At 40.0% G+C, this 13,085-nt stretch carries 8 protein-coding genes; 1 reads left to right on the top strand and 7 read right to left on the bottom strand.

Features of this window, described 5'->3' with window-relative positions; genetic code table 11:
• The 7 genes from ACY2RT_RS14800 to htpG form a co-directional block, all read right to left on the bottom strand.
• On the bottom strand, window positions 1-2,978 hold a 2,978-nt coding region (locus ACY2RT_RS14800), incomplete at its 3' end, for an HYR domain-containing protein (protein ID WP_490156704.1).
• A 206-nt stretch (window positions 2,979-3,184) separates the two neighbouring features.
• Window positions 3,185-3,691, bottom strand: coding sequence for a phage tail protein (locus ACY2RT_RS14795; protein WP_490156703.1), 507 nt, complete (start codon window positions 3,689-3,691; stop codon window positions 3,185-3,187).
• Between the two features lie 37 nt (window positions 3,692-3,728).
• Window positions 3,729-4,235, bottom strand: a complete 507-nt coding sequence (locus ACY2RT_RS14790; RefSeq protein ID WP_490156702.1) for a phage tail protein — start codon at window positions 4,233-4,235, stop codon at window positions 3,729-3,731.
• A gap of 33 nt (window positions 4,236-4,268) precedes the next feature.
• Window positions 4,269-4,778: a phage tail protein gene (locus ACY2RT_RS14785; RefSeq protein WP_490156701.1), complete on the bottom strand. Its 510-nt coding sequence runs from the start codon at window positions 4,776-4,778 to the stop codon at window positions 4,269-4,271.
• Between the two features lie 25 nt (window positions 4,779-4,803).
• Entirely contained in the window at window positions 4,804-5,181 is a 378-nt protein-coding gene (locus tag ACY2RT_RS14780) for a hypothetical protein (RefSeq protein WP_490156700.1), read from the bottom strand.
• 205 nt (window positions 5,182-5,386) lie between these two features.
• Window positions 5,387-9,337, bottom strand: a complete 3,951-nt coding sequence (locus tag ACY2RT_RS14775; protein WP_490156699.1) for an HYR domain-containing protein — start codon at window positions 9,335-9,337, stop codon at window positions 5,387-5,389.
• Between the two features lie 325 nt (window positions 9,338-9,662).
• A complete protein-coding gene (htpG, locus tag ACY2RT_RS14770) occupies window positions 9,663-11,552 on the bottom strand; it encodes a molecular chaperone HtpG (RefSeq protein ID WP_490156698.1) in 1,890 nt (629 codons plus the stop codon).
• Between the two features lie 348 nt (window positions 11,553-11,900).
• Between htpG and ACY2RT_RS14765 the strand changes: the two genes are divergently transcribed.
• Window positions 11,901-12,908: a 3-oxoacyl-ACP synthase III family protein gene (locus ACY2RT_RS14765; RefSeq protein ID WP_490156697.1), complete on the top strand. Its 1,008-nt coding sequence runs from the start codon at window positions 11,901-11,903 to the stop codon at window positions 12,906-12,908.
• Window positions 12,909-13,085 lie beyond the last annotated feature (177 nt).

Genomic DNA, 13,085 nt, shown 5'->3' with positions numbered 1-13,085 from the left:
TCCTGGCATAGTGCTGTTGGTGCCACATTGTCTTCCACAGTTACTGTTGCAGTACAGGTAGAAGTATTTCCGTTGTTGTCTGTTACAGTAAGGGTTGCCGTATTGGCTCCTACGTCGCTACAGTCAAATGTACTAGGAGATACCGCCAAAGAGGCAATTCCACAGGCATCATTCGATCCGTTATCTACATCTGCTGCTGTAATAGAAGCATTTCCTGTTGCATCCAATTGTACAGTGATATCTTGGCATAGTGCTGTTGGTGCCACATTGTCTTCCACGGTAACTGTAGCAGTACAGGTATCTGTATTACCTGCGGCATCAGCGACTGTTAAAGTAACTGTTACGGGTGTCCCAACATCTGTACAGTCAAAAGTATCTGGTGCTACAGACAATGAAGCAATACCTACATTATCGGTAGAGCCTCCATCTACATCTGAGCCTGTTATGGTCGCATTTCCAGCTGCATCCAGTTGTACTGTAATGTCTTGGCAAACAGCAACCGGGGGTACAGTATCCAGATTATAGGTACAAGTAGCCAAAGCAACCGGGTTATATGGTGTGAGGTCGTTAAACACCCAATATTGTAAATCGTTTATAATAGCCGCAACTTGTGCCGGTGTCCCTGAGATGGGTAATCCACCTGGAACCAAAGTACAATCAAACTGCCAGTTATCGGCTTCTGTATTAAGGTTGTGCAGACGAATGGCGTTTACTCCATTGGTCAGTTGATCGGGGAGGGCAGAAGTAGCTCCATCTATATTGGATCCATCCCAATCGGCATCATTTGTACCTCCAATTACTGAGGTATGAACCCCCGCAATAAAGGTAGGGCTTGCAGCCGGGCCTTGGTAAGCAAATATTTGATCTCCAATGTTTCCTAACGAGGTCAGGAAAGTGCCGCTTAAGGTAATGACACTACCGGCTGGCATATCGGTGGGAGAGAACCAAGTGTTGGTTGAATCATTCACCCCGAAACATGATATTGTATTTGGATTAGTTACTCCGCAATCGGTAAAAGTGATCATGGTACCTGCTAAAATAGGACGTAATAAGATAAAGGCAAAATCATCAGAGCCGTCATGGTTGACACCTACGAAGGCAATATCTCCTGCGGCTAATGTTGTTGCAACAATATTCACAACGGTCACATTGATCATACAGGTCGCCGTATTACCCGCTTCATCTGAAACGAATAAGGTTACAGCGGTAACACCTGCTGTTATGGTGGTGCCGGCGGCTGGAGATTGTGAGATAACTAGATTGCCTACGGCAGTTACATCATCGGTAGCAACTACCGATCCAGTTAGATCAGGCATGGTCGCATTTCCTAACACATCGGCAGTAATATCCGGAGGTGTTGGACCACAATCAGAGATTACTGGAGGTGTCGTATCTGAAGAAATCACGACACTAAACGAACAGTTGGTATTTACTGTGGGTACGTATTCGGGATCATTTCTATTGACCCAATAAGCCAGATTGTTTATTTGGGCGGCAATATTAGCCGGCGTTCCCGTAAGTGGAGCTCCACCCGGAACCAGCGAACAATCAAATTGCCAGTTGTCTATTTCGGTATTTGCATCGTGGACGCGAAGGGCATTGACTCCATTCATCAGTTGGTCTGGAAGGGCTGATTCGTCGTTATTAGTGGCTGCGCCATCCCAATCGGTATCATTGGTCCCTCCTTCAATATTAGAATGTATTCCTGTAAGGAAAATTGGAGAGGCCATGGTTCCCTGATAAGCAAAAATTTGATCTCCCTGAATGGCTAAAGACCCTAAAAAACTTCCAGGAAGAGTAACTACAGAGCCGGCCGTCATAGCCGAAGGTGAATACCAGGTATTGCTACTATCACCACCTACACAATTAATCGTATTTGGATTGTTTACACCACAGTCGGTAAACTTAATATTGGTTCCGGCTATGATATCACGAAGAATTAGAAAAGCAAAAGATTGAGAGCCATCCAGGTTAAATCCTAAGAAAGCAATATCTCCGGCTGCTAAAACAGTAGAAGGTGGCTCTACAATAGTCACATTAATATTACAACTCGCCATATTACCTGCTTCATCCGTAGCTGTTACGGTTACTGCGTGAACCCCAACACCTTGCATGGTGCCTGCTGTTGGTGACTGTGTAATCGTTATATTAGCGGGAATTGATACGTCATCTGTAGCAGAACTTCCTGTTACCAAATCCGGTATAGCTGCCATACCGTTAATTCCTGCTGTAATAGGCCCTGGCGTTGGAGCACAAGTGATTATCGGGGGGGTGGTATCGGCAGCAGCCATAACAGTAACCGTACAGCCCGCTTGGACTACTGGATTAAAGACTGTACTTGTATTTCCGTTATAATTGGTACGATCATGAAGGATGGTACGTATGGCATCGGGTGTACCTGAAACCGGATTTACCCCTGCCAGCGTACAACTAAATTGGAAGTTGTCATATTCTCCTCCACCAGCGTCTATAATTCGCATTGCTGTATTTCCTGTTAACGCATTAGGTCTGGCAGAAGTAGAGTTGCTAGTAGCTGCTCCATCCCAGTTAGCGTCATTAGCACCAGCTGTATTGTTGAAAGTCAATCCCGCAATAAAGACAGGTGCGGCAAGACTTCCTTGAATAGCAAAGATTTGGTCCCCAAAGAAGCTAAAACTAGCTGATCCAGGAGATAGCGTTGAAAAATTTAGAACAATAATATCTCCTGCAGATCTATTAACTCCCGAGGTCCATGTAAAGGAGCCATCACCGGGGTCTGAAAAGAAACCGCCCACATCGTTCCATCCACGATCTGTAAAAATGATCTGAGTAGCGGCATCAATATCTACAAGTAGTACAAATGCAAAATTGTCATCGGCATCCGTAACTCCGTCAGAATTGGCTCCAAGGAAGGCAATATCTCCAGCGGTAAGTACTGTTTGTGCATTTCCATAGAAACAAGCAAAAAAAACTGCTAACAATAATGTAATTTTTTTCATGATCTTTAAATCTTTAAATTTAATTTTTTATGGCGGGGATATACTTTTTTCTAAAAAGAAAACACATTCAACAGATTCATTACAAGGATGACTGATTTTATAAATACGGGTTTGTACGTATATTTTCTATGCTTCGAACGAAATTGGGTATGTCTCATTTGTGGAGTTTTTATACATCTGCAATCTTTCCGAAGTAAATACTATATTTAATTACGGCTTGGGAACGTTCCCTGTAATGCAATAATATAATTAAGACAATTGAAAGGCTGCATGTTATTTACAGCTTGCCCACCTCCTGTGTTTGCAGTAGAGTTGGCGTTCATTTGTCTATCTGTGGTAGTGCCAAAGGCATCTCCTCCGGTTCCTGCAATGAAACTTCCGCTAGGATCGGCCGCATTGGCTTCTTCTTTTGCATTTATGACATGATTGTGCGTTGGAATCTGATTTACGGTAAGTGTATTGGTTTCACTTCCTCCTTTTTGTCCTAAATCATAATTAGACAAACCGGGACCTTGCCCTGGGTGAATTGGCACACGACCACGAAGATCAGGTAGGGCGAATGTTGTCCTTCCGTCGCCACCATAAGTAGTGCCTAATAGTGAATATAAGGATTGATTTTGATTTATGGGTAATATTTGACCATGACAAAAGGCCCAGCCTCTAGGGGCGAAATTACCCGCGAACATAATTATTTCTGCTAAAAATGGTTCCATAATATCTTAAATTTATTTTTTTGAATTGTTAGTTAAACTAGTTTCTACTTGGGTAAACTCCTACCAATGCAATGATGTAGTTTACACATTCGAAGGGCTCTATGTTATTCACAGGTTGTCCTCCACCTGTATTAGTAGTAGAATTCGCATTCATTTGTATGTCTGCAGTAGTACCAAAAGCATCTAATCCGGTTCCCGCAACAAAGTTTCCACTAGGATCGGCCGCATTGGCTTCTTCCTTTGCATTTATGGTATGATTGTGAGCGGGTAGTTGGTTTGTAGTGATGGTGTTAGTTTCACTACCTCCTTTTGCACCTAAGTTTCTTGGAGTTAACCCAGGGCCATTACCTTGTTGTAGTGTTACGCGCCCTCTTAAATCCGGTAATGCGAAAGTTGTTCTTCCATCACCGCCGTAAGTAGTTCCTAAAATTGAAAATAAGGCGTCGTTTTGTGAAATAGCGAGTAACTGTCCGTCACATAAAGCCCAGCCTCTTGGGGCAAAATTGCCTCCAAATGCCATAACTTGTCCTATAAATGGTTCCATAATGATTGAGTTTAAAAAATTAATTAATGATTTTTAGTTTCTGCTGGGATATGGTCCTAACAAAGCAATAATAAAGTTTACGCATTCGTACGGCTGTATATTATTTACTGATTGCCCTCCACCTGTATTTGCTGTAGAATTGGCGTTCATGGTTCTGTCTGCGGTAGTGCCAAAAGCATCTCCCCCGGTTCCCGCAATAAAATTCCCGCTGGGATCCGCTGCATTAGCTTCTTCTTTAGCATTAATAGCATGATGGTGAGAAGGTAGCTGATTTACAGTAATCGTGTTTGTTTCAGATCCTCCTTTCTGACCTAAGTCGTAGTTTGACAGGCCTGGACCATGTCCTGGGTGAATGGCAGCACGTCCTCTTAAATCGGGTAAGGCAAAAGTGGTTCTTCCATCACCTCCGTAGGTGGTGCCTAATATTGAAAATAGGGCAGTATTTGATGAAATAGGCAATAACTGTCCATTACAAAACGCCCAACCTCTAGGAGCAAAATTGCCTCCAAACATAATAATTTCCCCTATAAATAATGGTTCCATAATATTTTGTTTTTAAAGTTTATATTTATTTTTTTATGTCGTGTACTTCTACAACAAGTTCTTCTAATGTAATTGGTATCAATGTCCCATTAGTGGTACTTAATGTAGCTGTTCCATATGCGTCAAAAGAGATCGTTAGGTTTCCACCTCCTTCATATCTGTAATAGCCTTCAGTTGTATTAGATCTAATTAGAACTCCCCATGTTTCTTTTACTTCAGGATAGCCCGGCAGCTTTTTGTCACCAAGGTCAATAAAGGCCATTTGCCCCATTCCCGGAATATCGAAATAAACATTTCCTTCTTTTTCGAATGAATGCGACCCGCCTCTTTCAGGAATCTTTACAGCTCCATTATCTGCTGTAATTTGCCAGATGTAATTATTTTCTACGTTTAGAGTATACATAATATGTTTTTTAATAGTTAATTTATGTTACTAATGTACTGTGAATAAAAGCTATACGGTATCAGTATAAATACGTAATTTCAAAAATTACGTAATTCTACGTAGTAGGGATAACCTATAAAGAGTTCTTAAAAAATTAAAACCCCCTTCACGATCGTGAAGGGGGTTTTGTTTTTGGTTGGTATTTGTTTACCAGTGTGAGTGCTTACTCTTTAATGAGACGTTTTACAACGCTAGCCTGCTCACCTGATATCTGAACCATATACACTCCGGATGCCAATGAAGAAATATCAATCACTTTCTCACTTTGCATACCCTGCAAGTTGATATCCATGACCATTTTTCCATTCACATCAAATATCGCTGCTTTGTCAAGCAAGATATTAGAGCTGTTAGAAAGAGTTACCTGACTTTGAGCCGGGTTTGGATATAATGCTATAGCAACATCTAATGCATTGTCATCCACTCCTAATATAGTTTCTACTGTAAGCTCGAAAGTACAAGTAGATACATTACCATACTCATCTTCTGCAGTACAGGTAACTGTGTAAGTACCGTCAGGTAACTGAGTACCTGCCACAGGATCCTGAGAAGTAATTGTTACAGGGTCTGTACAGTTATCTTCTGCAGTAGCTTCACCTGTAGCGAAGTAATCCGGTACGGTATAGAACAAGTTTCCTGGTCCTGGATCTACAGTTTGATCCGGAGGACAAGTAAGTTCTGGTCCCAGAAGGTCTACTACGGTAATTACTGAAGTACAAGAAGCAATGTTTCCACTTGCGTCACTTGCAAATACAGTAGCCGTGATTGGAGTTCCTATGTCTGCACATGTAACTTCTGTAACATCTACAGCCAATACAGTGATACCACAAGCATCAAATGATAGTGGCCCTGCAGGAATTACTTCCACAAAGAAAGCATCTCCATTTGAATCGGTTAAAGTAAGATTCCAGTTAGCTTGGTCAAACTGTCCTTCAAAACCAGGCAAGAAGTTAGAGATAATAGTCTCGTTATCTCCAAACAAGTTATCATCGGTTTGTGAACGGAATCCAAAAACATCACCAGGAACTACTGCTACATTAGCACTACCACTTTGGTTTCCTAGTCCAGGATCTGTAAGTTGTGTATATACACCATTCAACAAATATCCAAAGCTATCAAACCCTGGTGCGTCATTTAATGTATAATCCCAATCGAAGGATATCGCAGCTGCTTCGGTAATGGCTACAGTGAAGTCTGTGAAACCTTCATTACCAGATCCGTTATCACTTCCTATTACTAATACATCATATACAGCATCTGTAATAGCTAATAGAGCATCTGGCTCTACATCCAATGTTCCGTCTGGTCCTAATTCAAGTGTTACATCCCAACATACTAATATTGGATCTGTATCGTCAATTACATTAACAGTAGCTGTACAGAAAGAAGAGTTTCCACTTGTATCAGTTACCATAATGTCTACAAGGGTCTCCCCTAATTGTGAACAATCGAAGTCTACCATTAGGTTTGGTGGTGTTCCCGTAGTATAATTAAAGGTACCATTGAATACACGAGGACTAAATATATCTCCAGTAAAAGGAACGTTAGTAGCTGCTCCTAATTGTACAGTAAGATCAGCGTTAGAATAGTTCTCATTTGTACCATCACCATTGGTATAGCGATGTGAGTGACCTCCATCTAAAACTATTGCCATACCATACGAGGTATTTGCATTTAGTACAAGTGGAGTACCTAGAACCATATTAGTTGGCACATCTATACCTGCCCCGGTTCCAGCAGCACTTGCTACAGGAGCTCCCCAAGCAGCAGCATTATTTTCATTACCTACATAAGAGCCTACTAAGGTATAGATATCCATAGTAAGAGCACCTCCATCAGGAGTATTAATATCCATATCACTGATATTGACATTCTCTGGTCCAACGGTTATATCAAAGTAAACAGTTCCTCCCGGATCACCACCGTTATCAGAACCAAATATAGTTGATAATGATCCTGGAACAGGAGGTGTACCTGCAGTAGTAACTACTACAGCACCACAATTGTCTGTAGCACTCAAGATCAAGTCACTTGCAAGGATCGATGCCATACCGTTAGCGTCTAAGATCACATCAAATGGAACGATAGGAGCGTCATATTCATAAGTAATACCCCATGTATTGATGGTTCCAAAGTCACCAAGTGCATTATCAGATACAGTTAGTATCCAATCTCCCATTGTGCTTTCTCCGTCAAAGACAGAAAGAGGGTTGTTAGGAGTAAAGGAACCATTGATCGTTGGTACGCCACCAGCACATTCGTCTTCAACAGGGCTTGCGGCCTCATCATCAAGAGAAGCTACAATATCATCTCCATCACATCCAAAATTCACAGCAGGGAATCCAGGTTGGTCCACAATAACTGCTGTGGTACCCGCAGGAGATTCTATGGTTACAATAAGGTCTCCTACCCATGTATGAGATATATCAAGATCGACATTTAAGTCGGTAATTGTAAAGTCATCCGTTACTGTTAAAGTAGTAGAGATACCTGCCGGGTCATTGTCAGGAAGCGCCAAGGCTGGGCTGTCTGAACCTGAACCTGTAAGTGTAGCTGGTTCTCCGGCACATGCAATAACAGGAGCTTCAATATCGTTTACAGTTACTTCGAAAGTACATGTAACAGAGTTTCCTCCAATATCTACATATTCTAATTCATTTACAGTAGTACCTACAGGGAATACACTACCGCTAGGTAATCCTGAAAGCACATTGTAAGTTACAGGAGGTCCTGCAATAGCCCAATCGTACACAAGTCGTAACTCTAAGAAATCACCACCACAAAGGGTAAGGTTTACATTTCCGGCAAGGTCACTTCCTGTAAAGTCGATTTGACCATCTGCTGCCCAAGTATCTATTAAAGCGGCAGGAATGGTAAACGTTTCTAAAAGAGTAGTATTACACTGATCTCCAAAGTCTCCGGTTGCACCGATTAAACCAACATTATTTGAATCCTCATCATCGATGGTCCAGGCTTCTTCGTTTGCGCCGGTTCCATCAATATCTCCAAAGGTTCTTACTTCAAGAGTAGCATCTGCGGAAGCACCTACTACAGCACCTGCAAAGTTGAAAGTGTTAACAGATAATAAAGCCGGGTTAGTAATAGTGATCGTTTGATCATATGTACCGGTAACCAGACCACCACCTGTGAAACAGTTGTCCACTACCAGTGGGTCCGGATAGTTAACTACCGCTCCACAAACACCAGGATCATTGTCTACAGTGATATTGTCCGGACAAGTAATAACAGCCGGCTCGTTGTCATTTACTGTTACAGTAAAGGAACAGGTAACGGTATTTCCGTCACTATCTGTAACCTCGTATGTTACAACAGTATCTCCTACAGGAAACTCATCTCCACTTACCAATGGGCCAGAAGTTTGTGTAGTAGCAAGAATTCCATCTTCAACATCTATTGCGATAGCATCTGTATAATTTACAATAGCACCACAAGCTCCGGGATCTGTGTTTGCCACGATATCACCAGGACAAACAATAACTGGAGGATTTCCAATATAATGTGTAATACGAAGTTCTGGTATTGCAAAATCTCCAAAGTCACCTCCGGCATTATCAGATACATGAATATCCCAGTCACCATTAAGTGTCAAACTACCTGCATTAATGGCAGCTACCATATCTGCAAAAGTATCAGGAGCAACACCGGAGTTTGGTTTATAGTCACAAATAGAGTCATCTTCACAAATAACTTCAAAGTTACCTATGCCACTTCCCATATCTTCAGCATTTACAGTAGCAGCATCTGTAAATGTTATAGGAAAGGCACTTGAGAGATCACTACTGTCACCTGCGCCAGGAGGTACTCCTGTACCAGGTCTGGTCACTAAAACAATGCTTTCTCCACCGGGTCCTGTTAGTGTAATTTCCATATCTCCGGCCCAAGTATGGTTAATTGCCATATCCACTTCAATATCAGCAAGAACCGATCCTGCAGGAATACCGGCAATATTTACCAGGGAAGAAATACCCACCGGGTCATCATCCGGCATCGCCACAACAGTATTGTTACTGCCTGTCGCGGTGACTTGTGCACTTGATTGCCACATAAATGTAGTAGCGATCAATGCCATAAAAATTAGAGTAATTTTTTTCATAAATTTTAAATTTAATATTAGTTTAAAGTTAATGTTTTAAAAGTAGCACAAATTATCAGTACTGCAAAAAAAAAAACATAAAATAGCAATTCAATGAAAAAAAAATCTTTCTATTGCCGTTTTTTCAGATAAAATGCATGCAATTAAAAGAGGTAAGGCCTATTCTTCCAGAACATATTACCAGTTTAAAATCATAAGAAAACATGTTTTTTTTTCAAATAAATTAAACATGTAATTAACTAAAGGCATTTTTTAGTTATCATAAAAAAAACCGCTGTCAATTTATTTTGAAAGCGGTTTTTACAAGCTGTTTTATGAAAAACGATTATTTGATCATCTCATAACTGCGTTTTATAAAGGCTGTCATTTCTTCACCTTTTAATAAATTTTTACTCAGTTTTGCCAGGTCGAGTGCCTGATTGACCAAACGTTCCTTTTTCTTTTTGGTTTTGGTGTTTAAAATTTCACTTACCAATTCGTGATTTGTGTTCACTACCAGATTATACATATCCGGCATATTGCCCATTCCAAACATTCCGCCGCCACCGCTTTGCTGCATCTCTTTCATACGGCGCATAAATTCAGGTTCGGTAATGATAAAAGGATTGGCTTTGCTGTCCATAGCTTCCATTTGGACAGAGAATTTTTCGGCAGGAATTACTTCTGTTAGAAAGGTCTTTAAAGTTTCTTTTTCTTCTTCGGAAAGTTTTGAAATTGCTTCATCGTCCTTTTTGATCAAATTGTCAATATGATCACTGTCAACACGTACAAAAGACAATTTTTCATTGGTAGATTCCAGTTTCTGAAGCAAATGTGAAATGATAGGGGAGTCCAGCAACAATACTTCATACCCCTTTTCTTTAGCCGCTTCAATATATGCGTGTTGCTCCTCTTCATTAGAAGCATACAGTACGATCAATTTGTCATCTTTATCGGTTTGTGCGTCTTTAATTTTTTCTTTTAATTCTTCCAGGGTTAAGTAGGTTCCATCTACTGTTGGGTACAGTGCGAAATCCTGCGCCTTTTCAAAGAATTTTTCTTCGGTCAACATTCCGTATTCGATGACGATCTTGATATCGTTCCATTTTTGTTCAAAATCCTCACGGTTGTTATTGAATAAACTTTTTAGTTTATCTGCAACTTTACGAGTAATATAACTGGAGATTTTCTTCACGGCTCCATCTGCTTGCAAATAACTTCTGGAAACATTTAAAGGAATATCCGGGCTATCGATCACCCCTCGAAGCATTGTTAAAAATTCAGGAACGATTCCTTCTACATTGTCAGTTACAAATACCTGATTTTGATATAGTTGTATTTTGTCTTTTTGAACATTTACATCATTCGTCATCTTCGGGAAGTATAATATTCCGGTTAGATTGAATGGATAGTCAACATTTAAATGAATATTAAAAAGAGGCTCTTCAAACTGCATAGGATAGAGCTCTCTGTAGAATTTCTTATAATCCTCATCTTCCAGGTCGGTAGGCTGTTTGGTCCATGCAGGATTGGGGTTATTGACAAAATTGTCCACTTCTTTTGTAGGTGCCGGATCGTCTTCCTTGGCATCTTCAGGTTTCGGAAGTGTTTCGGTTTTGGTTCCAAACTTAATTGGAATAGGCATAAACTTATTGTATTTTACCAGTAGTTCGGAGATACGGGATTCTTCTAAAAATTCTGTAGAATCTTCGGCTATATGTAAAATGATCTCTGTCCCTCTCTCAGACCTTTTTCCTTTTTTGATCGTGTACTCGGGAGAACCATCGCAGGTCCAGTGAGCAGCCGGCTCATCCTTGTAGCTTTTGGTAATGATCTCTACTTTGTCTGCAACCATAAAAGCAGAATAGAAACCAAGTCCAAAATGTCCTATAATGCCTGCATCTTCACCGTTTTTGTCTTTATATTTTTCAAGAAATTCCTCAGCACCCGAGAAAGCGATCTCGTTGATGTATTTCTCTACTTCTTCCCGGGTCATTCCAATACCCTGATCGATAATATGAAGTTGTTTCTTCTCTTTGTCTACTTTCACTTCTATCATTGGATTGCCATATTCAACTTTGGCTTCACCAATTCCCGAAAGGTGTTTCAGTTTAAGGGTTGCATCGGTGGCATTAGATATTAACTCCCGTAAAAAAATCTCATGATCACTGTACAAAAACTTTTTAATAAGTGGAAAGATATTCTCTACTGCTACGTTTATAGTTCCTTTACTCATGGTATGTTTGGTTTAATTTTTTAATTTCTGAATAGTACCAGTCAAATAGAATACCATTTAATGTTTTGCTGACACCTTGTCATTTTATTAAAACTTTAACATATTTTGTTTAAATATTATGATTTTTTATTAAACAAAATTTATATATTTACATCAAGGATCATGGGATAATTAATATGCTATGAAAAAGTAAATTTTTTCTCTATTATTTTATGAGTTAGTTTGTTATGGTAGGGGTGCGTTCTTCGCACCCTTGCTGTTTTTAGCAATTCTGAAATTATATGGATTTAAAAATTTTCTCCATTCCTAAGGATTGGTTACCTTTCCCTTCGCTTTAAATTCACATATATGTATATGTCAAAAATTACAGGTTTAGGTTCTTATGTGCCCGAAAATGTGGTTACAAACGATGACCTTTCCAAACTTATGGATACTAACGATGTCTGGATACAAGAACGTACAGGTATTAAGGAACGGCGACATATTAAAAAGGGAGATGGTAATTCAACTTCGGTAATGGCAGTAAAAGCTTCAATTATTGCCTTGGAAAGAGCAGGATTGCAACCGGATGATATTGATATGATCGTATTTGCCACTTTGAGTCCGGATATGTATTTTCCCGGAGGCGGGGTACAGGTTCAGGAACTTATGGGAATGCGGACGATTCCGGCACTGGATGTTAGAAATCAGTGTAGTGGATTTGTTTATGGAATTTCTGTGGCAGATCAATTTATAAAAACCGGCATGTACAGGAATGTATTGGTAATTGGAAGTGAAAATCATAGTGGAGGTCTTGATTTTACTACGCGGGGAAGAGGTGTGTCGGTGATTTTCGGAGATGGAGCGGGGGCTGCTGTAGTTTCCCGAAATGATTCCGGTAAAGGAGGAATCCTGTCTACACATTTGCATAGTGAAGGAAAGCACAAAGATGAATTAGCGTTGCAAGGCCCGAGTACTAACTATTGGGTTCCACAAATTATAAAAGAAGATCCGCAGGAAAATATACCGTATTATCCATATATGAATGGCACTTTTGTCTTTAAACATGCTGTAGTACGCTTTGCTGAAGTTATTAACGAAGGTCTAGAGGCTAATAAGCTTTCAGTGGATGATATTGATATGTTGATACCGCATCAGGCCAATTTACGTATTTCTCAATTCATTCAGAAAAAATTCAGGCTAGCGGACGATAAGGTTTTTAACAATATTCAGAAGTATGGTAACACAACAGCGGCATCTATCCCTATTGCATTAACTGAAGCTTGGGAACAGGGAAAAATAAAAGAAGGCGACCTGATTGTTTTAGCTGCTTTTGGCAGTGGCTTTACCTGGGGAAGTGTAATTATTCGCTGGTAAAAACTATTTAAAAGTAAAAGCCTTCTGAAATTTCAGAAGGCTTTTTTTATACCTAATAAGTTTAATTTTTAGAACGGCTAATTCAAATAAATTATAAAAGAGACATTAGGTACGTATTATATAGACTTAAAATTTTGTAAAATGTTGCACTAGACTATATAATTTAACGTAATAATA

It is taken from the genome of Ulvibacter sp. 2210JD10-4, from assembly GCF_058148525.1.
The sequence above is the reverse complement of the archived record's forward strand: the minus strand, read 5'-3'. Positions and strand labels throughout refer to the sequence as shown.